This window comes from Mycoplasma miroungigenitalium (assembly GCF_013008635.1).
In the GTDB taxonomy this organism is placed as follows: domain Bacteria; phylum Bacillota_I; class Bacilli_A; order Mycoplasmatales; family Metamycoplasmataceae; genus Mycoplasmopsis; species Mycoplasmopsis miroungigenitalium.
The window spans coordinates 673,810-698,058 of sequence record NZ_CP053096.1 but is presented as its reverse complement, the minus strand read 5'-3'; the positions used below and the strand labels follow the sequence as shown (position 1 = coordinate 698,058).

General features: G+C 30.3%; 17 protein-coding genes, 1 tRNA gene and 1 riboswitch. Of the genes, 13 read left to right on the top strand and 5 right to left on the bottom strand.

The window, feature by feature from the left end; all coding sequences use genetic code 4:
* Window positions 1-3: 3 nt before the first annotated feature.
* Genes HLA87_RS03105 through HLA87_RS03095 form a run of 3 tightly spaced genes read right to left on the bottom strand, consistent with a single transcriptional unit; the run spans window position 4 to window position 5,160 of the window.
* On the bottom strand, window positions 4-1,272 hold the full coding sequence (locus HLA87_RS03105; RefSeq protein WP_237022744.1) for an ABC transporter permease: 1,269 nt from the start codon (window positions 1,270-1,272) through the stop codon (window positions 4-6).
* A 1-nt stretch (window position 1,273) separates the two neighbouring features.
* Complete coding sequence (locus tag HLA87_RS03100; protein ID WP_237022743.1) at window positions 1,274-2,326, bottom strand: ABC transporter permease; 1,053 nt, start codon at window positions 2,324-2,326, stop codon at window positions 1,274-1,276.
* Between the two features lie 32 nt (window positions 2,327-2,358).
* A complete protein-coding gene (locus HLA87_RS03095) occupies window positions 2,359-5,160 on the bottom strand; it encodes an OppA family ABC transporter substrate-binding lipoprotein (protein WP_171111833.1) in 2,802 nt (933 codons plus the stop codon).
* Window positions 5,161-5,302: 142 nt separating this feature from the next.
* Window positions 5,303-5,469: riboswitch (Lysine riboswitch) on the bottom strand.
* 314 nt (window positions 5,470-5,783) lie between these two features.
* Here HLA87_RS03095 and HLA87_RS03090 point away from each other — a divergent pair.
* Window positions 5,784-6,656, top strand: coding sequence for an MSC_0882 family membrane protein (locus tag HLA87_RS03090; RefSeq protein WP_171111831.1), 873 nt, complete (start codon window positions 5,784-5,786; stop codon window positions 6,654-6,656).
* Window positions 6,657-6,751: 95 nt separating this feature from the next.
* Here the strand turns inward: HLA87_RS03090 and HLA87_RS03085 are convergent.
* A tRNA-Leu gene (locus tag HLA87_RS03085) sits at window positions 6,752-6,835 on the bottom strand.
* A 102-nt stretch (window positions 6,836-6,937) separates the two neighbouring features.
* Between HLA87_RS03085 and HLA87_RS03080 the strand changes: the two genes are divergently transcribed.
* The 11 genes from HLA87_RS03080 to HLA87_RS03030 all read left to right on the top strand — a co-directional run bounded on the left by HLA87_RS03080 (window position 6,938) and on the right by HLA87_RS03030 (window position 18,526).
* The gene (locus HLA87_RS03080; protein WP_171111829.1) at window positions 6,938-7,834 is read left to right on the top strand and encodes a nucleotidyltransferase; all 897 of its coding nucleotides are present in this window, start codon (window positions 6,938-6,940) and stop codon (window positions 7,832-7,834) included.
* A gap of 31 nt (window positions 7,835-7,865) precedes the next feature.
* Complete coding sequence (locus HLA87_RS03075; RefSeq protein WP_171111827.1) at window positions 7,866-8,096, top strand: hypothetical protein; 231 nt, start codon at window positions 7,866-7,868, stop codon at window positions 8,094-8,096.
* A gap of 338 nt (window positions 8,097-8,434) precedes the next feature.
* Window positions 8,435-9,031, top strand: coding sequence for a translation initiation factor IF-3 (infC, locus tag HLA87_RS03070; protein ID WP_171111824.1), 597 nt, complete (start codon window positions 8,435-8,437; stop codon window positions 9,029-9,031).
* Between the two features lie 24 nt (window positions 9,032-9,055).
* Window positions 9,056-9,244 (top strand): 50S ribosomal protein L35, encoded by a 189-nt coding sequence (gene rpmI, locus HLA87_RS03065; protein WP_004419201.1) that lies wholly within the window; start codon window positions 9,056-9,058, stop codon window positions 9,242-9,244.
* 36 nt (window positions 9,245-9,280) lie between these two features.
* Window positions 9,281-9,631: a 50S ribosomal protein L20 gene (gene rplT / locus HLA87_RS03060; RefSeq protein WP_171111822.1), complete on the top strand. Its 351-nt coding sequence runs from the start codon at window positions 9,281-9,283 to the stop codon at window positions 9,629-9,631.
* 310 nt (window positions 9,632-9,941) lie between these two features.
* Window positions 9,942-11,273: a BMP family ABC transporter substrate-binding protein gene (locus tag HLA87_RS03055; RefSeq protein WP_171111820.1), complete on the top strand. Its 1,332-nt coding sequence runs from the start codon at window positions 9,942-9,944 to the stop codon at window positions 11,271-11,273.
* A complete protein-coding gene (locus HLA87_RS03050) occupies window positions 11,273-13,171 on the top strand; it encodes an ABC transporter ATP-binding protein (protein ID WP_171111812.1) in 1,899 nt (632 codons plus the stop codon). The genes HLA87_RS03055 and HLA87_RS03050 overlap by 1 nt, the downstream gene beginning before the upstream one ends.
* Window positions 13,125-15,251 carry an ABC transporter permease subunit gene (locus HLA87_RS03045; RefSeq protein ID WP_171111810.1) on the top strand — a complete coding sequence of 709 codons (2,127 nt, stop codon included), beginning with the start codon at window positions 13,125-13,127 and terminating at the stop codon, window positions 15,249-15,251. The genes HLA87_RS03050 and HLA87_RS03045 overlap by 47 nt, the downstream gene beginning before the upstream one ends.
* A complete protein-coding gene (locus HLA87_RS03040) occupies window positions 15,235-16,194 on the top strand; it encodes an ABC transporter permease (RefSeq protein ID WP_171111808.1) in 960 nt (319 codons plus the stop codon). Before HLA87_RS03045 ends, HLA87_RS03040 begins: the two co-directional genes overlap by 17 nt.
* A 9-nt stretch (window positions 16,195-16,203) precedes the next feature.
* Window positions 16,204-17,622, top strand: coding sequence for a leucine-rich repeat domain-containing protein (locus HLA87_RS03035; protein ID WP_171111806.1), 1,419 nt, complete (start codon window positions 16,204-16,206; stop codon window positions 17,620-17,622).
* A gap of 85 nt (window positions 17,623-17,707) precedes the next feature.
* Window positions 17,708-18,526 carry an HAD-IIB family hydrolase gene (locus HLA87_RS03030; protein ID WP_171111804.1) on the top strand — a complete coding sequence of 273 codons (819 nt, stop codon included), beginning with the start codon at window positions 17,708-17,710 and terminating at the stop codon, window positions 18,524-18,526.
* Window positions 18,527-18,585: 59 nt separating this feature from the next.
* Here the strand turns inward: HLA87_RS03030 and HLA87_RS03025 are convergent, their stop codons facing one another.
* Window positions 18,586-23,826: a coiled-coil domain-containing protein gene (locus HLA87_RS03025; protein WP_171111802.1), complete on the bottom strand. Its 5,241-nt coding sequence runs from the start codon at window positions 23,824-23,826 to the stop codon at window positions 18,586-18,588.
* A 174-nt stretch (window positions 23,827-24,000) separates the two neighbouring features.
* Here HLA87_RS03025 and HLA87_RS03020 point away from each other — a divergent pair, with 174 nt between their 5' ends.
* Window positions 24,001-24,189 (top strand): hypothetical protein, encoded by a 189-nt coding sequence (locus HLA87_RS03020; protein ID WP_171111800.1) that lies wholly within the window; start codon window positions 24,001-24,003, stop codon window positions 24,187-24,189.
* The last annotated feature ends 60 nt before the right edge of the window (window positions 24,190-24,249 follow it).

Below are 24,249 nucleotides of genomic sequence, written 5' to 3'. Positions count from 1 at the left end.
CTCCTATCTCTTAACCTTAATTACTTTTGGATCTAAGGCGTCATGTAAACCTACTGCAATAAATTGCAAACTGATTGAAATACCTAACAATATTAGCGCTGGTAAGAATAATAACCAAGGATTTTCTTTCGATGATTCTAAGTTATCAAGCATAAATTTACCAAGGTTTGCAGAATTATCATCTTTAAAGAATCCTAGGAAGGCTAAAGAAGCAATTGAAAGAATTACCGAAGGAATTCTACGTACATAACTCATTGCAATTTTTCCTAAAATTGCTGGTAAAGCGTGTAAAAAGATTCTTCTTGATTCACTAGCTCCAATACTTTTGGCAGCCATAATGTATTCTTCATCTTTAACAGTGATGATGAATAAACGAGTTACTCCAATAGGTCCAGTTCAACCAACAAATAGTAAACCAGCAATCAGAACTCAAGGGTTTGTTCCTCAAATTGTAACAAATAGTAATAATCAAATAATTGAAGGCGGTGATGTGAATATTTCAATCACACGCATCATAAATGTATCCAATCATTTTCCGGCATTAAAACCTAAATAAGCACCAACAAATACTCCGATAATAATTTCTACTGTTGCAACAAATAATGCAATTCAAATTGATTCTAAAGTGCCTTTTCAAACTGTAGTTCAAATGTCGGCACCATGAATATTAGTTCCAAAATAAGTATGTAATTTTGGTATTGAGTTAACTAATTCGGATAGTTTTTGGTCAGTAAGAACACTTGCAAGGCTTTGGTCTTGAGGTAATGATTTTTCTATATCTCTAATTTTTGCCCATAATTGAGCACCTTCATAATAATTGTATGGGTCATAAGTAAGTGTAGATGGGCTTGTTTTGGTGAAATTAACATAGTTTGTAAAGTAAGGGCTATATAAATCATTGTTTTTTCAAGTTTCAAGGTTGTTTATAATAGTTTGATCACCTGTCTCTTTTATACGATTGAACATCGGAGGTAATGATTCAATATTTCTAATTTTATCTTCTGAAGATCAGCCAGCATCAATTCTCTGAACACCAGGATAATCCGAAGTAACTGAAACAATTATTGAAATTAAAATAATTGCGACAAAGACTATAAAAGCAATTAATACGGCAGGGTTTGTAAAAAATCTTTTTAGTATTTCAACTAGTAAGATTTTAGGTTTACCAGCAATATTATTACTGATTTTATCGTCTTTAGAAATTTTGATTTTTTCTTGAAGTTCAGCACTAATTCCGTATTTTTTATTAAATTCAGTTGCGGATAAACTCATATTACTCACCTCCTTCTTTATTAATTGTTACATTGTTTTGGTTATTAAGCATCGCTTGATACTCTAATTTACGTTTTTTAGCAGCAGATATAATATTGAATAAATTAATACCGCTACTTGCTTCATATTTAATTCTTGGATCGATAAGTGGGTAAGAAATATCTACAATAACTTGTGTGAATAATCCTAATGTGGTGAAGAAGAAAATATTAAACATTACAATATTGATTTCTCCCGCAGGGAATGAGTTTGCAATAATAGTTGCTGAACCTGGTATAAATCAGAATTTTTCAACAACAATAGATCCGGATAATAGAATTAAGTACGAAGGAATGATGATTGTTGCTAAAGGAATTGAGATATTTCTTAAAACATATTTTCTAAAAATAGCTCCGCCACTTAATCCTTTAGTTTTGGCGATTAATACATAATTAGAAGTCAACACTGTGACAACTTGATTACGTGAGTATAATGTGTAGCCAGCTAATGAACCAAGACTAACTACTGTTATGGCTGGAATTACTGATTTAATAGTTGCAGACCAACCATCACCAATTTCGAATGGTGAAATGAATCTAATATCAAATCCAAGTTTTTGGAAAACGTTTAAAAACATCGGGGCTAAAATAAAACTTGGTACGGCAATAAACACGAATACAAAAGCGTTTATTAAGTTATCGATTCATGTGCCACGTTTATATCCTGCTAAAACACCAATTAGAATTCCTAATGATGCCGAGATTATAAACGAAGGCAATGAAATTAAAATTGATCAACCTAATGGTCCAAAGAACAACTCTGGAATATTATCATAACCTTGCTGTGGGATATAAATTTCACCAAAATCGCCCGAGAAAAATTTACTGAAATATGTTGCTATTTTAGTAAAAACAGGGATAGCTTTAAAAGCTTGAGATTTTGCTTCATATTGTTGTCTAAGCAAGTTATCTGTTTCATTAATTAATTTAATTTCATAAGGGTTTTTAATGAAAATTACAATTAGTGTGTATGAGAAAATTAGAATAATAAACAATGTAAGAATGGCGAGCGCCATTCTTTTAAATATATATTTAAACATTGTTTTATTTATTTATTATTTTTTGTTTTCTCATTAACTACTTTTGTATCCATTGCTCATTCTGCTTCAGCTGCAGTAAATGGAATAATGTAATTTTTATTTGATAACGAAGGAACAAAACCAGCTACAGAGGTGAATCTTCTTTCAACTGGAACGCCTAGATATACAGTAAATTCATTTAATAATTTAATGTTTTGTGCGTTGGTTAAGGTTTTTACGTATTTGTTAAAGAATTTGGCTGTAATAGCTCCTCTTTCAGTAAAGATTTGTTTGTCATTAACTATCTTTAATTTTCCGTTTTCAATTGAACATTGTGTTCATTCGTCACGCAATGTAGTTAACTCTTCAGTTGATAGTTGAGCAAGGTCTTCAACGTTGAATCTCACTTTGATTCTTCCCGCTTCTTTTTCTTCTTTAATAAATTTAACTAGTGCTTCTGACATTTTAACTAATTCTGGTAATGCTTTTTGTAAATTCGATTTAGTTTCTTTTGCTTTAGCATCAGTTGGTTGTAAACCTAAAATCATTAATGAAATATCAGCATTAGATACATTAACCATTCCATCAAATCCTGAACCAATTGAGTTTGTGTCATATCCTCAACCACCAATAGTATAAGGACTTCAACCATAAATGTGATGACCTCAGAATTGAGACAATTCATTTTCGGCATTAAATTTAACTGATTTAAAGTCTAAACGAGGGTCAAGATCATTAATTATTTGAGGCATTAATTTGTAAACTTGTTCAAATAATACTGGGTTAAAGTTAACTCATCTAAAAGCTTGTGTTCATGAAACTTTTTCATTTGCTTTGATTCCGGCTTCATCAAGCAATTTTTTCATTTCCCTTTTAACTTCTTCAAAGTTTGGCGATTTAAAGGCTGACAATTCAGAAGAAGCATCATTTTGCGCAATAAAGAATTCTTGATATTCAACAGGTTTGCTTAATTTGTAATCAGTACTAATGAATGATAATTTATTAATGTCATTGTAATGTACACGTAGATTATTTTCTTGTTCATGTCCCTCAACATCATTACCTCCGATTTTTGCATCTAGCGCAAAACCTGAAATATTCATTTTTTGTTTATGAGAATTTATTTTTTGAGAAATACCTTCAAAGTTAAATGCTGAAGAGATTAAGCTTCTAAAGATTAGACCACGTCCGGCGAATAAATTCATAAGTTTTTCTTCACCTTTTACAGTTCCTTTAATTAACTCTTTTCTGTCTACACCATATAAAATTTTAGAAAAAGCATCATTAAATGTAACATTTTTTAGATATTCATTTAAATCTTCTTCATTATTTACATCGAAAGGAGCTGGCTTGCCATCATCAGCTTTGCGTGTTGGACTTGTTTCAGGTACTGAGATATGTGGCAACATATTTCAGAATTGTTCAGCACCAATTTGACTTTTATTTAAAGTTTGAGAGTATTTAACACCATATTTTTCAGGATATTTTGCAACATCTGTTGTGTTGGCAGTTGGAATTAAAGCATATGGTAATCTAGTTAAACGACCTTTTTTGAAGTCATTTCATAATGCTTGTTTAAATTGTTCAGCATCACCGCTACCTTGATATCTTTGGATAATAGTTTTAACAGATGAATCACTTTTTACTCAATCTTGATCTGCATATTTAGTATTCATTACATATTTTTCTTCAGATGTAGATTTTGAATAACCTTCATAAATGTATGGACCTGCATACAATGTGTATTCTGGGTCAATTCCATATCAATAAACTCCAGCGATAGCTAATTTATTGTCTTTTGGAAGCGATTTAACTAATTCAGACTCAAATTTGGCTTCAGTAGATTTTGATGTAATGTTTGGTAAGTTACCAGATTTGTTAACTTCAGCAATATATTGACTAGGAGCTGCGACAAATTCTTGTGAAGAAGCTAAGTTATCAATTAAATCAGCAAATTCAGCTGTTTCTTCAGTTGATTTCTTGTTAAAAGTAACTTTATCATCTTCAAGGAATTTATTTTCATCAAGTAAATCTGTTGATTCAACACCGAATAGTTCGTATAAGTATTCATTTGGATAACGAACTTTATTTGTGAAATAGCTTGAGTTAGGTACTAAAATTTTATTCGTTGCAGCATCTAATTTAGTAATTTTTTCTTGTTCTACATTACTTTCAGCTGCAAATTTAACTCTTTCATTGACACCTAATGAATAGGTTCTTAAGTATGAAACGTAAAAGTCTTTTGCAACAACTTCATATTTAGTTTCTTCACCTTTTTTATCAACTCATTTAACACCTTTTTTAACTTCAATCTGAACTTTTTTAGCAGTTTTTAAAGCATTGAAAAATTCTTTTGAGTTAATTGATTTAGGGTTTTTTGAAAATCCTTGGTAGATTGCATAGTTGTAGGTTTTGCCGTTTTCTGGTTTGATATTAACATCGAAATCATCTTTGTCAAATTCTTTTTTGGCACCATTATTATCAGTAACTATAAATTTACCTGCAAGTTCTAATTTGTAACCTCATACAGAAGGGCTGACAATTTCATACTTATCATTGCCCAAATTATTAATAACTGCATCATTTTTTGTTGTTTTTCTAATTAATAATGCTGCTATGTTTTCTTCGTTACGATTTTGTCAACCACCATATGAGTTAGATCTATCAGTATGGTAAGCCGATTCAGAATAAACTGAATTAATTGCTGTTCTTGTTGCTCTCGCCACGACATATTGATTATCCGTCTGTGAACATGACGCAGCTAGCGCCACTAATGGTAGTGACGATGATAACGTCAGGGGTGCGAGAAGTAATTTTGTTTTTAATTTCATATTTTTCCTTTCGCGAAAAATGTTTAATTGTGTTTTTTTCTTATTGTATTCGTTATGTTATTTGACTTGCCGTCTGAAAAATAAAAATTTTGTAAGACTCTAGCCCTAGTCTTACAAAATAATAAAATATATTTATTAAGATGTAGACTATAGCTCCAATGGAATTTTCCAAAGAACAACAAACTGTTATGCATTGTTGCCATCGATTTCTGTGCCCAGATAATCAATTCGGCATCCTTACCCTTTCAATAGTTTCGTTGCACGCCTGCTCAACTATTTACTAATGTAGGAAGCTCCTCTATAGTTTTTTCAAAAAAGCAGGTGTCTTTACCTGCTTTTACATAAATTTTTATTTTAAATTCATTTCACAGGTATTAATTCAAAATCGAAATAGCTCAAGACGCCATTCCATTAATATTTTTAATACGAGTGAATAAATTTGTTTTTAACATAACGGAATAATTATAAACACTAAAAAGCGAGATCGAAAAAATTTTTTTTACTTTTTTAGCTCAAATTACCTCAAAAACTATCCAAAAAGTAGAAATTTCCACATTTTATGGAACAAGTTTGTAATCTTAATAAAGAATATATAATAAGTAAGAACTGAAAGGTAACAAAATATGAAGTGAAAACCAATAAATGATACATCCACAATTGAAATTGTTAAATCAAGCAATGACCAAAATCTGGAAGGAAAAATTGTAAGAGATCCTAAAAACCAAATCTCTCCTAGACCATTCAGGGTTATAAGAACAGAAAAAAATATCAAAACAATAAATATGACAATTTGTTTTACAATCATGACTGCCGCAATTATATTTTTTGTGTTAGCGTATTTAAAAGTAGGGCCTTTTGTTGAAAGCTACTGGGGTTATCTAATTGCATTTGGAGTTACGGCAGCAATATTCTTAGCTCTTGGTATTAAAAATCTGATAGAAAACATTCAATGATCAAATACCGTTAAACGTTATCGCGAAGCATTAGAACTAGGAGACAAGACAAGCTCGAATACTTTCCATTTAGCCTACCGTCGAATAGTGCTTAAAGGTGTAGACTTAACATGATGTTTGATATTCGTGCTAACTTACTTAGGTTTAATTACTGCCATTGTGTATGGAATTTATTCAAAAGGTATGACGGAAATTAACTATGAACCAACCTTCAAATTAAAACTAAATTGAAAAGAAATTCTTGATAACGGATTTGGAAATACACCTCTATTTTGTCTAATAAGTACAATTGTAATGGCATTATTAATCGGTTTTTATGTCGCAATGAGATTGATTGATAAGAAACGTTTAGCAGATTTAAGTGATTTTTTAGGTGAAAGAAGTGTTGATATCCATGAACAAATAGAAAATTCTCGTCGTGACCGTAACAAGTTATGAATGAGAGCTTATTTAGTAATTGTGTTTTTAACAATATTACTGCCACTAGCTTTATTAACTGTAGCAATTTGAAGAATGATAGTTAAACGAAAGAAACAACTTTAATTTTAACCGATAATAATTTCGGTTTTTAATTAACAAATTGACAAAAGGAATAAAAAATGCAACAAGTTAGTTGCAAATTTGGTCATAAACTGATATGGTACCCAAGACAGGACTTGAACCTGCACGGATTTCTCCAGTAGATTTTGAGTCTACGGTGTCTACCATTCCACCACTTGGGCATAATTTCGTAATTATTATAATTAATTTTTTTATAATAATAACAAAATATATAAATTTCTTGATGTTGGTCAATTAACTTATATTTCTGATAGGAGACAACAATGGCAATAGGAATCGTGGCGGAATATAATCCTTTTCATAACGGACATATTAGACAAATTAACTGAATAAAACAGAATTTCCCAAACGAAAAAATAATCGTTGTCATGAGTGATAAATTTTCGCAACGAGGTGAATATACTATCACTAGTTTTAACAACAGAAAAAAAATTGCCAAAAAATATGGCGTTAATAAAGTTCTTAAATTAACTTTTGAAGAAACTGTTCAAGCTGCACATATCTTTGCCCAGAACGCAATAGCAAAACTTCATAGAGCTGGCGTCAGCAAAATTGTCTTTGGTTCGGAAACAAACAATCCAGATCGCATGGTTAGATTAGCTAATTTTTTAAAAAATAACCTTGATGAATTCAATCATGTTATTAGACACTATATCAAGAAAGAAAAACTGGCTTACCCAAAAGCTTTCGCTTCGGCTTTAAAAGATTTAACTGGTGAAAATTTTGCTATGCCAAATGATATCTTAGGTTTTGAATATGTTAAATCAATAGTAAACAATAATTACAATATTGAAATTTTTACAATCGAACGAAATATCCCCTTTCATTCGCAACTGCCAAATCAAAACTTTGCTTCAGCATCGCTTTTACGAACTAAATTAAAAAATAACGAAGATATTTCTAACTACTCACCAATGAAAATATCTCGTCCTCGTTTTATTGAGAAAGACTATAAAAAATTTATCAGTATTTTAACTAAAACACCTATAAATAAATTGAGAAAAATTAAATTAATTAGCGAAGGAATTGAAAATTTATTACTTAAACATTCTCATTTGGAAACCTACGATGAATTTGTTGATGCGTGCGTTTCGAAACGATACACTTCCAGTAGAATCAAAAGAATAATCGCCTGAATATTATGTAAAAAATGAAAATAAGTTTAAAATTAAAAATACTTGGAGGAACATTATGGAAATCTTATTGCACGACGAAACAAATACCAAAAAAGCAATTACTCGTTTAGAAAGAGAACTAGATGATATTTGAGAACAAGGCGAAAATGGTGCCGATGTAATCATGAACTTAGATGATCAAAACATGTGAAATGCTGTCATTAAATATCTCGACGAACATAAAGAAGAATTTAGTTATCAAGCAAACGAACAAAAAGCAATTATTAATGTAGAATTCGTTCTTTAAAAGAAGAAATTAATTATTTGAATGGCCTTTGTGCCGTTTTATTTTACTTTTAATACAGCAAATAAACAGAATATGGATAAAACGGAGAATAAATTTAATTTAATTATTAATTAACAAGTTTATGGTAAAATGATTAAGCAATATTTAATTGCAGAAAGTAGATTACATCTCACCTGATGGCCATAGCCTTGGGTTTCTAGCTACAATTAAAATCTTTTTTAAGATGTAGTTTAGAAAGTGGAGATACCACTTTTATTTTAATTTTAAAAATTATCTATTATAAAGGAGTTAATATTCAACCAACAAATACCAGAAACAAAAAACCTGCAGCTGAACACATGATAAATTCAAACATCCCTTTTTCAAAAGTCTTTTTAATCGGGCCTGAAGGGGATAAGATAGGGGTTAAACCTACACGAGAAGCTATCGAGATTGCTCGTGAATACGGAATGGACTTAGTGCTAATAAGCGTTGAGCCAAAACCTATTGCTAGAATATTGGATTATGGAAAATTCAAATATGAAAGAAAGAAAAAGCAAAAAGCTGCTAAGGAAAAACAAACAATTATTCAAAATCGTCAAATCAGATTAACAGTTATGATTGGAGACCACGATTTACAAGTGAAAGCTCGTAAAGCGAGAGAATTCTTGCTAGATGGTGACCGTCTAAAGGTTAGTTTAAAATATCGTGGACGTGAAATGGCTCGTCCTGAATTAGGTTATGACACAATGAATAGATTCTTCCAATTATTGGAGGACATTGCTGAAATTACCAAAGAGGCGACGTTAGTGAATAATAGATTTCTTGATCTATACCTACAACCAAATAAAGTTAAAGTTGCTAAATATAAGAAAGAGAATAATATAGTAGATAAGAACACTACACAAGATCAAAATGATGATTCTGACGACGAAGAATTCGACGATGAAGAATAATTTTGATTAATTTAAGGAGTAATTATGCCTAAAATGAAGACAAAAAGTGCTCTTAAAAAACGTATCAAAATTACAGGTACAGGAAAAGTTTTAAGAGAACAAGCTTACCGTTCACACCTAGCCCAAAATAAAACCACAAAACAAAAACGTCAAGCACGTAAATCTGTTCAAATGCACGCATCTGACATCAAAAGATTCAAAGGGTTATTTTAATTAACCTTACATTCAACAATATAGAAAGAGGAAACTATGAGAGTTAAAGGCGGAACAGTTACTAGAGCTAGAAGAAAAAAATGACTAAAACTAGCTAAAGGATATTTTGGACACAAATCAATAGGTTATAAAGTTGCTAAACAAGCAGTTGTTAAATCATGAACATACGCATTTAGAGACCGTAAACAAGTTAAACGTAACTTTAGAAAATTATGAATAGCCCGTATCAATGCTGCTACTAGAGCAGAAGGAGTTACATATTCACAATTCATTAACGGACTTAAAAAAGCAAACATCACAATTAACAGAAAAATGCTTTCAGAATTAGCTATTAACGAACCTAAAGTATTTTCAAACCTAGTTGAAATTTCAAGAAACGGTAAATAATTATTTAACTCAGCGTTGCTGAGTTTTTTTATATATTTGTTGAAAAAAATCGTAAAAATTATAAAAATTTCCACATTTTTATCTTTTCTCAAACTTTGAAATAAATGTATTAATCAAAATTTTAAGTCTTATAATACACAAAAATTAACTTTTTGCTAAAACTGGAAATTTTACCATATTCAAATGTGGTAAAGTTTCTGGAAAAAGAATATCAATATATAAATATATATAATATAGACAGATAAACACAAAAAGTTTATTCAAGCGGTTTAGAAATAAACTCGCTTCGCATATTTAGGAGGCAAAAAATATGAAAAATAAATTACTTTTAGGACTAGGAGCTGTATCGGCGCTTGGTACACTTCCTATGGTTGCTGCAGCATGTAGCAATGATAAAGGTGGAGAAATTAACGGTGTTGCAGTAAAACACACTGAATTCACTCACCCTAAAAGACCAACAGTCCCTGTTACAAAAATTACTTTAAATAAAGAATTTGGTATCACAAAAGGACAAAAAATGAAAAGCATCGTGATGATTAACGATGGTGGAGACATCAACGATAAATCATTTAACCAATCGGCTTGAGAAGGTCTATTAACTTTCGCTGACATTCAAAACGGAGTTAGTGCTGATAACTACGCTGTTCTTGAAGTTAAAGAAGGAAAATATGAACAAGCATATAGAGAAGCTTTAGATAGTAAATACAAAGTATGACTACTTCCTGGTTTCTTACACCAAACAAACGTTTCGGCATTCTTGCAAAAACCAGAAAATGCTAAGAAGTTCAAAGAATTAGGAATCGTTTTAATCGGTGCTGACTATACATCTTTATCTGATGTTAAAGACCTAGCAGGACACGCAGTATTCCAAGATTTCAAAACTAAAGAGGCTGCTTTCGTTGCTGGATATGCTGCTGCAAAATTCCTATCAACAGAAAAAGAATTTAAAGATAGATCATTCGCTACTTTAGGTGGTGGTGCTTTCCCTGGAGTTACTGATTTTAACGAAGGTTTCATGAAAGGTATTCTATACTGAAATAACCAACAAAAAGATGACTCAACCAAAATTCACTCTACAACTAATTCAGTAAATTTAGGTGCTGAATTCGACCAAAATGAAACAAATACAAAAGCTGTTGATGCCATGTTAGCAACAGACCCTAAAATTGTTATGGCTGTTGCTGGTCAAACAACATTCCAAGTTACAAAACACACTAAATTTAAAGGAAAAAATAAATACATTATTGGTGTAGACGTTGACCAAGCATTAAGTGCTTCAAGTGAACAAAACACATACTTTACATCAATTGTTAAAAACATTGGACAATCAACCTATGATGCTGTTTCAGCACTTGCATTAGGTAAAGATGTTGAAGGACTAGAAATCGATAAAAAAGACTCAATCATGAGCCATGGTTATGATAGAGGATGAGTTGGAGTTTCAAAAACTCACATCGAAGGTGACAAACAAATTCTTGCTCAACAAGCTCTAGATGAAGCTGAAAAGCTATATAAAACTCTAGATGAAGAAACAAAAGCATGATTACATTCTTCAAAAGTTACTCAAGATGGTGACGATATTATAAACATTCAAGAACGTATCGATGCATTAAATGCCGCTTTAAAAATTGAAAATAAATAATGAATGCTGTTGAATTCATTAACGTAACTAAAAAATTCCCCGGAATTACCGCTAATGACAGTGTTTCTTTTGCAGTTAAAAAAGGAACAATACACGCATTAATCGGTGAAAACGGAGCTGGTAAAAGTACTTTGATGTCAATCTTGTTTGGTCTTTATGAACAGACAAGTGGAGAAATCCTTATAAATGGCAACAAGGTGCTTTTTTCTGGACCAAACGATGCTAATGAAATGGGTATCGGGATGGTTCACCAACACTTTAAATTAGTTGACGTATATACAAACTTAGATAACATAATCCTTGGTGAGGAGTGAACAAAAAATGCGGGTGTCTTAAATAGAGACATTGCAATCAAAAAAATAAAAGCACTTCAAAATACATATAAATTGCACTTCGATTTATTCCAAAAATCTGGAGATGCTACAGTTTCAACTCAACAAAAAGTTGAAATTATGAAAATGCTTTATCGTGGAAATGACATTTTGGTTTTTGACGAACCAACTGCTGTTTTAACTGATGAAGAAATTCAAGGGTTATTACACTCATTTGAAATATTTAAAAAAGCAGGCAAAACAATAATTTTTATTTCTCACAAATTAAAAGAAATTGAACAAGTCGCTGATACTGCAACTGTTTTACGTTTAGGAAAAGTTGCTGGAAACTTTGTTTTAAAAGATACAACAATGGATCAAATTATTAGAGCAATGGTTGGTAGCGATGTTGTTGAAGTTAAAAATGACATACCAAGTGAGAAAAAAGAAGTTGTGTTTTCTCTAAAAAACATAACAACAACTAAATTAAATAAAAACTTAAAAAACATTTCTTTTGATGTTCACGCGGGCGAAATCTTTGCTATTGCAGGGGTTGCTGGAAACGGACAAGAAGAATTAGAATACATTTGTGGCGGAGTTGAACAGCCTCACAAAGGTTCAGTTCACTTAAAAATATTTAATCATAGCACAAATGAATATGAGTTTAAAGATATTACAAAAAGTGGTGCGTGAGATAGAAGTAGACAACATGTTGCCTACATTCCGGCCGATAGACACCACCATGGTGTAATTCTTGATTTCACTATTCAAGAAAACTCAGTAATTAGAAGACTTTGAGACAAGGAATTCGTAAAAGGCGGAGTATTTAAAACTAAAGCCATAAAAGAATTCACTAACGAAATTATTGAAAAATATGACGTTAGAAGTTCACAAGGTGCTAAAAGTATCGCTCGTTCACTCTCGGGTGGTAATCAACAAAAATTCATCGTTGGACGTGAAATGATGTTTGAACATGATTTCATCATCATTGTCCAACCAACACGTGGTATGGATATTGGTGCAATTACTAATATTCATACTCAAATCTTAAATGAAAAAGCAAAGGGCAAGGCAATTCTTCTAATTTCATATGAATTAGACGAAGTATTGGCGCTAGCAGATACAATTGCTGTTATTAATGAAGGTAAAATTCTTTCAATTAACGACGCTAAAACTTCATCTCGTGAAGAAATTGGTAAATACATGTCATCAAGTACGCAAAACGAACAAGATTCATGATTTAACCCTAATGATATTGAAGATTCTAAAGATAGTTACATTACATATCTAAATAAAAAATATGCTAAATTAATTGAAAAAGCTTTATTAGATAAAACTTCAATTAAATCAAGTTTATACATTGCTCAACACTCTAAAGATGTTGATAAAGAAACATTAGTAGAACTTAAAAATAACTATAAATTAGCTTCAGATAATCATAAAGCTATCATTCAACAAAGAAAACAAGAATTAAGTGAAGCCAAATCTTCATTTGATCAAATTTATAAAGACTTTAAAAATAGAAAGGAGGGAGCAGTAAATGACAAAACACAAAAACATTATGATTGAAACATTCAACAAGATTAGTGAAAAAATCAGTTCATTCGTCAAAATGGACAAAACAAAATCAACTGGTCGTAAGGTTGCTTCTTCTCTTTGAGCCTTGTTTTTCGGGATAGTACTTTCATTAGTTTATATCTTCCTAAAAACATCGTTACTTGAACACAGAATTATCAACCCGTTCGCAATCTTTACTAATGTTGTTGATAGTTTAAAATCGCCAAGTAACAAAGAAGTTATTTTAAACTACTTATTGATTTTTGGTTTCTCATCATTAGCTTGTGCAATCAGCTTTAAGGCTGGATTGTTCAATATTGGTATCCCAGGTCAAATGATGATTACAGGTGCAACTTCATTTGGTATTTTCATTAAATTAGGTTACACATCATATACCTCAATTCCAGTATGATTGTTATTATTAGCTCTAGTCTTTTCTATGATTTTTGCTTTTATAGCAGGTCTAATAGCAGGGGTTTTGAAGGCATATTTAAATGTGCATGAAGTTATTTCTACTATTATGATTAACTGAATTATTGTTGGCATTGCAATGGTTTGTTTCCAACAAAAATCTGCAAATGTTATTTGACCAGAATTCAGTTTAAACCAAATATCATATTACTTTAATGATGTTAACACAGGTACTAACCCAGGTATAGTTGGTATCAGTCAAGAAGTCAAAAAAGCATTTTCTATTGCTGGTCTAATAATTTTATTAGTATTAGTAATTGCTGTTGCCTTTGTCTTCAGTTTTACAAGTTTAGGTTACAAAATTAGAATGCAAGGTATATCTAAATCAAATGGTAAATACATGGGGGTTAATGATAAAAAATTAACAATGCTAGTTTTAGCCTTCTCAGCCATGATTGCCGGAGTCGCAGGATTCTTCAACTATGTTTTAGGTCTATCAGCAAGATTTGACTCAGTTACCCAACCTCTTAACTTAGGTTTTGAATGTATCGCAATCAGCCTATTGGCTTTAAACTCTCCAATCGGTATTGTTTTTACATCATTATTCTATACAGCACTATATACAGCAAACTACAAATTGCAAAAAGCTCCTCTATACCTAAAACCAGATGATGTCCAAGTTATTACATCAATGATTCTATACTTAGCAGCTACTGCAATTATGTTTACTCAATTCAAACCAATTGTGTACTTTAGAGGAAAATTTGCATTATTGAGCGACCCTAGATATAAAGCTTATTCTAAATTGAAACGTTATAATATAGCTATCGCTAAATTGAACGCAAAAAACAAAACACAAAATCACAACGCAAGATACACAGTATCAACCAAAAACGCTAACAAAACGATTGCTAAATTGAATTTAATTAATCAAAAATATCTTAAAGATATTGCAAAATTAGAATCAAAAATTGTAATTGCCAAATTTGAACTTCAAAAAGCTCAAAAACTTAATGATTTAATTAATCAAAAACATGCAGAAAAAATGGCAAATTACAGTCAATTGAATTCAGCAATCCTTGATGCCCAAAATGTTTACTATAATAAACTAGAAGACTTAAATAATCCAGAGCTAAATTACTCTAAAGATGAAATTAAATTACAAGTGTCAGGAGCAAAAGTTGCTTTAAAAGAACAAATCAAATCTCTTAAAGCTCAATACGTATCGCCAAATTGCAATAGCGAACTTAAACAACTACGTAATGAAAATAAAACCTTAGTTGCAGAATTTACAAAAAATGAAAATGAAGCATTAAATCAACGTTTATCTTCAATTAAAGCTGATGAAATTAATTGAGAAATTGATGAAGTTTCAAACAAAAATAAAGTTTCATTATTAAATAGTGAATTCGTCAAATTACAAGATAAATATCTTGCTGATGCAATGAACTATAAAAATACTGATGAGCAAACTTTAGTTCATTTCGAACAAATTAACTTGAAAAAATACGAATTAATTAATCAAATGAAAGAATTAGGTAAAACCGGTAAATTTGCCATTAGTCAACAAAGAACTGCTGATTTAAAATCTATTAACGCCGAATATGCTCCAATTTTTGTCGATATTATTGATCGAAGATTACGCATGGCGCTAGAAACACTAAAGAAAAAGGAGGTACAAGATGGCCTTAACGCTTAATGTTTATTCATCGCTAATTCTATTCTTTTGTATCTTTACCCTTGGTGGAATCAGTGGTCTATTCTGTGAAAAGGTAGGTATTGTTAACATTGGTATTAATGGGATGATGGTTATAGGGGCTGCAAGCTATTTAGCATTCACCGATACCTTGGCCACACTACTAGTTAAACACCCAAATATTGCAAACAGTGGCTGATGACAAATCTTAGGAACAATTTTTGCAGCATTATGTGCATCATTGTTTGCTCTACTTCACGGATTTGCCACAATCAAACTAAAAAGTGAACACACAATTTCAGGTTTTGCAATTAACTTACTAGCTTTTGGTATTTCAATCATCTTGCTAGAAATTCACGGACACGGAAATAAAAAACCTATTTTAAACATTGCTGAACTACAATACTCAGTTGAATTAGTTAAAAACAGTACTTTAAGTTTAGAAATTATTTCATGAAAACTTGTAATTACAGTAATTATTATTGCGGTTGCAGCCTTTGCTTTATACAAAACTAAATGAGGTTTAAGATTTAGAAGCATTGGTGAAAACCCACAAGCAGCTGATGTTGCTGGTATTAATGTTTATAAATATAAATGACAAGGTGTTGCTATCTCAGGTGCTATCGCAGGTGTCGCAGGTGCAATCTTCTCACAAGCTTACGGAATCTCATTTAATGGTGATGTTAGAGGGTATGGTTATCTAGCCTTAGCGATTATGATTATGGGTCAATGAAATATTTTCTTAGTATGTATAATTGCCTTCGTCTTCTCGTTCCTATATGGACTTTCAAACGCTTCAGGAGCCTTTATTCCTAGTCTAAAACCTTACGCATCATTATTACAAATTACACCATACCTACTATCATTATTAGTAATCATGGTTACAGCCAGAAAATCACACGCACCCGCCGCTTCGGGATTACCTTACGACAAGTCGGTGCGTTAAGGAGTTAAAATGAAATTTAAAAAACTATTATCATTAAGCGCAATCTCACTAACTACCTTAACACCTCTGGCTACACTTTCATGTAATCTATATGAAGATATTGATGGAGATACTTATATCCAACTAAGAGACTCTGAACAAAAAGTATTAATTATTGATGATAAAATCACCAAAATTAATAACTCAGCACTAATTTTCAAACACCAATTAGAAGAATTTAAATCTAATAATATAACTGATTTACCTGAAAATTTATTCCATTTCAATGACATCGCATTAAAAAACCTTAAAACAGTTACCGCTAACTCAATAACCTCAATTGGCGATAATACTTTTGCCAACTTGACGGGATTAGTAACTGTTAACGCACCAAAAGCAACCAAAATTGGTGAAGGTGCTTTCAAAAACGCTCGTAAATTAACCACCCTTAATTTAGGAGTGTTGACTACTATTAACAAAGAATCATTTTCTGACACCACAAGTTTAAAAACATTACCTCAATTTGCCGCTTCAATTACAACCTTGCCACAGTCTGTATTTGATGGCTGTGGTATCGAATCATTCAATAATAGCAACATCATCAAAGTTGAAAAATCCGCATTTTATAACTCAAGTATCAAAACATTAACATTAAAAAATGTTCAAGAAATCGGCGAAAATGCCTTAGCTGCATCGAATTTAGAAAAAATTGAAATTTCTCCAAATGCTAAACTACACCCACTGGTTTTTGGTTCAAAACTAAAATCAATGCCAAGCAAAATGTTTGATGCTAACGGTTTCTTAGTTTATAACGAAACTTTATACGGATTTGATCTAGCTAAATATAAAACAGCAAATCCCAATGCCACAGAAATTGTTTTACCAGATAATGTCAAAACAATTTCAAGTAAAGTTTTTGAAAAGAAAAATACTGGCGATTTCAAAACAATTAAAGCTAACCATGTTACAACAGTTTCAGCAAACGCATTTAGTTCAAATTCAACTATTGAATCAATAATATTACCACAAGCTATTAAAGTTGAAACTGAAGCTTTTGCCAAAATCAGCAAGCTTAAAGTTCTAACATTAAATGCTAATTGTGAATTTGATATTACACCATTTGGTAAAACATCATTACCACAAGGATTATTTAATCAACAAGGACTATTAATTGTTAACTCAACATTATTCAGTGTCAAGTTAGACGAAGCTGCTTTAACAACTGATACATTAACATTGCCAGATTCAATAACAAAAATTCATTCATATGCTTTTGGAGACAAAATTAAAAAGATTACTACCCTATCAGCTAACTCAGTTACTTATGTCGCTGCCAAAGCTTTCAGCGGTAATAAATCAATTACTAAAGCAACTTTTGCTCCAAATGTCCAAATTGATGAACATGCTTATGATTCTTCCGCATTGGTTAAAAAAACTGAAAAGAAATAATCTCGCCTAGCGAGATTATTTCTTTACCCATCACCGCTAAAGCTAATTATTTGGTAAAATTATTTATATTCTTTAGGAGATCAAAATGACTAAAATTTTTGCTTACGATTTAGACGGCACATTATTTACCAGTGCCAACTCAATGCACCCCCAAACGCAACAAGCTTTGGGTTTTGTGCAACAATCAGGGAACTACAATGTAATCTCAACTGGTCGTTCATTGGGCAATATATTAAATGCTTTAGGAGAAAATATAAAACTATTCGAATACGTGGTTGCTTCTAACGGCGCAGTGGTTTACACCCCTCAAAGCACTGAAGCTAAAATCTTAGGAAAAGTCGAGATAGATGCTTTTGATTCTCTCTACCAAACAGCATTAAACAACGATTATATTATGCGTATTGATACTACTGATGAATCAGTTAGTTTTTTAACTCCGGGTCAAACCCCCACATGATTAAAAGAACAAAATATTATGGATATAACCAAATTTAACTTTCTTTCACCCGAAGATTTTAGTGCCTACGCCTACAATCACAAAGACAATATTGTACAACTTGCTTTGCGTGGTTCTACAGACAATATATTAAACGAATACACTCATTTTTCAAAGGTTTTGGGAAATAAATACGAAGTAAAATACACTAACAAAGTTTATTTAGACATTAATGCTAAAAATATTAATAAATGAACTGGTCTAAGTTATGTTTGCTCATTAGCTAATGTAAGAAGTGAAAACGTAATTGCTTTTGGAGACTCGGGTAATGACGTTGAAATGATTACTCATGCTGGCATTGGTATCGCAATGGGCAACGCAACACAGGAGGCCAAAGACGCGGCGGACTTAATTATTGGCGAAAACACAACTAATGCTATTGCCATAACTATCAAAGAGATGAATTAATAACTTTATACAAAAAATACCAAGAATATTCTTGGTATTTTTTGTATATTATTTATTGCCTAACTTTTAACACTGTCAAGCGCCTTTTGTGCACGATAGACAATTGTTTTTAACATGTTAATTAAATTGAAAATATCGAATTTATTTCCTTCAGCTACAAATTGCTCAAATTCATCAAATAATTTATCAAGCTCAGCATTTGCTTTGACATAATTTGCATTTTCAGTATACTTTTGTATATCATCATAAATGGATTGTAGTTTTATGGAAACTTTGTTTATGTCCAAATTAATGTATCCTGTTTTAGTATTGAATCACTCATCAGCTATATCATTTTTAATTGTTTCAACTATGTTATTCATTTTTTCTTGAATAATTACATATTTATTAATCAACAATTTACCCAAGAAATCATTATCTGAAGCTACTTTAGTTTCTGCATTTTGCATATTTTTGTTAATTATCTCGGAAACATTAGTTCTATCCATTGGTTTAATTTCTTCAATATTTTGTTTAACTTGTTCAAGTTTCCCAAAAGTTCTGTCCAAGTAATCTTCTCTTAAAGCTCTTTGAACAAAAGTTTTGATTCCTTTAGAATTTTTTCCTTCATTAGTTCCAACAGTGGCTAATCATTCAATTGAATATATCTCTTGATTAGTCTCAATTAAATCAAAAATTCTTGCATTTGTTTGATCAATATTTTTGTCAACTAATTCAATAAACTTCTCTTTTAAATGTTCTAATTTTGATGTTAATTGTTCGATATTAACTATTTCTTCTCAGTCAAAATTTTTCAAATCAACTATTTCTTGTTTATTTATACCTTCAATTTTAAACAATTTACCATTGTTTTGGTTATCCAATTGTTTATTAAAGAAGTCAACAGAGTCTAAAACATAATTCATTTTATTTAACAATGTTTTAGTTGGCTCAATCCTTTCCACTACGCCTTGTTGAATTGATTTGTGTATATTGTCCACAGCGGTTGAATTGATTTTATCAAATTCTGATGATGAAGTATCAACTTGAGATATTTTTTCTGAAATATCGTTGGCTTGACTAATGGCTATTTGATTTGCGTCATAAATATCTTTAACAGGATTGTAGTAATTAGGTAATTTTGAGTGCAAATCGTCAACTTGATCACTAATTTTATTCAACTCCAATTTATCTTTTTCAATTTGTTGTAATTGATTTTGTTTATATTCTTCAAATAAACTCGTAATATTAGTCTTAAGTTCAGCTAATTTAGCTTCAATAGTATTAATATCTCATGATTGATCAAATATTTTTTGAGTTTTTACTAACTCTATTTTTTTGTATAATTCAGCAATATCATTATTATAACTTTCTTGAGCTTTTTTAGCATTTAAAACATCACTGTCTAAATTCATCAATTTAGCTAATTCTGATGAATATTCCTGTTCTATTTTTTTCTTAACTTCAATTTTCTGAACTAAATTATCATAATCATTTTTAGTTGAATCAAATAATTCAGTTAATAATGAATCATTTTTATTTAAAGCTAATTGAGCAACTGAATTAGTTCTTTGAGTTAATTTTGTAATTGCTTCATTAATTTCAGCTGTAAATTCTGGATGAGATGTTTTTAATTCATTAAATTTAGTTTCTCAATCTTTTAATTTAGTATTAGCATCATCAAATTTAGTTTTGATGTTTTCAATATCAAGAGTAATTTCAGAAATTTTTTGAATAGCTTTATTCATATTTTCTAAATTATTGTCTTTAATATTATCGAATTCAGTAAGAGCGGGTTTAATTACGCTCATATCTTTAATTGCGTTCTTTAAATCAACATATTTTGAATCAACTAATTTATTATCCAATGAGTCTAAATCATCTTTAAACTGTTTAGTTTTTTCAGATTTTGTCTTAATTTCACCTATTGTTAATGAATAATTATCGTACGTATCATTAATTAGTTCAGTTGAAGATGCAGAATTGCTTAGAACTTCATCTAAAGTATCTTGTGCTGTTGATTTAGCACTATCCAGAAATGATTTAATAGAACTGTATTTGTTGTCGGTGTTTAGTTGGTTGCTTAAATTGTTAAATTCAGTGTCTTTAATTTGTTTAATTGAGATCTTATTAGCACGAACGCTTTGTTCAGATTTAGCAGTTTCAAAAGCATTTTCAAGAGTCACGATATCTGCTAAAGATTGACTAATCGATGGGATTTGATTTAGACCTGATGTTGCATCAGTTTTGGTTTTTATATCACTCAATTTTTTATTGATATCTTTGTATTTGCTTGTTAATGTATTAGTTAAATATTCATCAACTTTTTTTGCTAATTCTAGATATTCATTATGTTTTGCAGTTTTAGCCACTTCTTTCTCTTTAATGAAATTAACTTTTGCGTCTGCAATTGTTTTTTGGTCTCTTTCGTATAATTCGCGCTGTTTTTCATCGCTAGAATTATCAGTGTTTTTTAAGTCAACAGCTAATTGAGCATCTATCTCTTTGATTTTTATGTCAAAGGCTGATTTTAAACCTGAGTATCCTTGTTCATTCGTAGAGTTGGATTCAGATTCGGCATCATTTTTAATTGTTTCATAATTCTTTTTAGCAAGTTCTTTAGCTGTTAAATTTGCTAATTTAATTGCATCATTTAAAGCTACAATTTGAGCTACAAAGTTTGGTGCTAAGGCTTTATCATCAGCATATCCATTAGCATTTTTTCCAACTGCGATATTAGCATTTTTTAATGAGTTTTCTAATTCTTTAACAACATCCGGATAATTAGATAATTTAGTTACTAAGTCAATTACTTCACTAGCTTTAGCTTCATATTCAACTTTTTTATCTTCATCAATTTGTTTTTTGGCTGATTTGAATTCCATTTTAGCATTATCTAAGGCAATTTTGCCCTCTTCAAATGCTTTTCGCTTGCCATCCAAGTCATCAATAGATACTTTCGCAACTTCATTATTTATTTTTGTGATTTCAGTTTTGTATGCAGTTTTAGCACTCTCATAGACGTCTGGATTGTTAACTTTTGCGTTTTGTTTTGCTACATCATAAGCAGTTTCATAGACTCTTTTGCTCTTGTCCAGTGAAGTTTTTAATGCAGAATTGTATGATTTTAATAAAGCTTCTTGCGCAGCGGCAATAGTTTCATAATCATTTATCTTATTCGTTCCGTTTTGATTATTAGCCTCTTTAGCAGCATTTAGAGCAGCTATTTCATCTTTGTATAATTCACTATTTTTATTAAGTTCAGTCAATAAATTATCAACATCTGAGTTAATTGAATTATAAACATTGACAGCCGCTTCTTGAATTTTAGTTTTTAAAGCTTCTGTTTGATCTATATAGTTTTGAACAGTAATAGATTTATTATTTTGAGCTTGTGTAATAAAATCTTGTGAAGTTTGTTTTTGAGAATTCAATGCATCACTTTGTTGTGTTTTTTGATACTTAGAATCTTTCGATAATTTATCAAGCAAGGTAATTTGGTTATTGTAAATTTTAATAGCATTATCAATGACTTCTTTATTACTTTTAATTTCTTTTAATAAATCCGATAATTTAACATTTTTATCCGCCATTTCGCCACGATCATCTTTAATAATATTGGGGGAGGCTATTTGTGGCATTTTTTGATTGATGTTGGCAACAATATCTCTATAAATTGGATCATTTAATTGATCTCTGAAGTCTGTAACTTGCTTATGCAACGAATTAAATTGAGCGTCTAATGAATTAAATTCATTTAAATATACATCATAGTCAGTATTGAATTTTTCATAAGCCTTACTTAATGAATAGATATCATCAACATATTTTGATGATTGTTTGATATCAACATCATTTTGACCATTTGTGATAGATCTATTCAATTCATTTAGTGAATTTTTCATAATATTATCTCTAAAATCGTTGTATTTTTCATCGACAAGTGAATCGTTAATTTTATTGATTAGTTGTTGAAGTTTTACTCTATTAATTTCATCTGTTTGATTATCAATTTGAGAGTTTTGACCTCTTAAATCTAGTAAACTTCTTGTCAGTTTTTTATATGTGCCTAATAATTCTTGTTGTTGTTGAGGTAATATACCTTTATTAATAGATTCTTGAGCAAGTTTATCTAATTCAACTAGTTTATCTTTAATTTCTTGGTGTTGTTCGTCACCAACAATAGAATTATTGAAATAATTTATTTCCGCTTTGACCTCTTTAATTTTATCTAGAATGCCTTGTTTAAATTCTAGATAGTTTTGTGCTGTTTTATTGTCAATATCATTTCTAATAATTTGATTTTTAGTTTGAGCATCAATTCTATTTAATGTCATTACCGGTGATGTATCCCTGACTTTACGTGAATTAATCAGTTCCTCATCTAATTTAGCTAGCTGATTTTTATGTGATATCGGATCAGTTGACAAAATTTTTCTGATTTCTTCGCCTTTTTTAATCGATTCCATTAATTTTTCAAGGGCTGCGTGAGTCAATTGATCTTTATCATCAATATTAACATTTGCTTTTTCAAGGGCTTTATTTAATTGATTTATTTTTTCTTTAGCATCGTCTAAACCTAAAAATGTTGAATTATTCTTTAATGAAAGTTCTAAGGAGTTGATAATTTCTTGATAATTATTAACATTATTAGATTTTTTCAGTTGTTCAATAAACTCTTTGATTCTGTTCACGACATCTGAGTGAATTTTAGCAATTAATTCAGGGTTAGAATCCATATCATTTAACGATATTTTAAATTGACGGTTGGATGAATCACTGATAAAATCAGGATTTTTATTTGTTAATATCGCATCGAAGACTAAATTATTGTTATTGTCAAAAAATATATTATTGTATTTCACATTGTATGAATCACCATTATTTGTGTTTTCAAGTAATTTCGTTTCATTATTTATTAATGAATTATATATTTCTAATATAGTTTTAGATTTAAATCATTTTTCATTCAAATTAGATGTAGATATATCGTCTTTTGCTGTCTTAAAATTACTAAAAATAATGATTCTATTACTATTTACATTTGTACCTGTACCCTCCCAATTGAATCTAACTGTCAAGGTACCATCTGTATCGTTATAATCAATAATTTCAAAATCAGTGATTTCTCTACTATCAAAATTGTTTACTTTTAAAAATACTTTTAATTCATTTTTTAAAAGTAAACTAGGTTTTTTGTTCAATGCTTCTTGGGTTCATTGAAATCTGACAATAGGATCAGATTCCAGAATTGCAACCACAGTACCAGCAACAGTCACTGTTGCAACGCTTGTTGTCAGTAAAGTAACTATTTTTTTCATTTTTTCCTCTATCTCTATTTAATATTTTATTCTCAAAATATTATATTACTAATTAGTAAAGCTTTTATTAATTGATAATATTAAAAATTAAAAATAAATTATTTATCTATTGAAGCTATTAATATACACTCAAAAGAAATAATACAAGCATATAATCACAGATTTAATAAACATATGAACAACTATTATGTTCCAATTACAGATGAAAATAAAAGATTTTACATGGGTGATGGAAAAGCAAATTTTGTAATGAATTCTTCAGGAGAATTAATGTTTATTATTGAGAATAAGATTTTAAAAGTGAAGATTTGAAAGGAGAATAATTGACAGATTACCAACTATTTTGCAAAAGACATTATTTAATTTATGAAAACTCTTTACTAAAAGTTTTATCGCGCTGTTAAACAAAGTAGAGAATTTGCA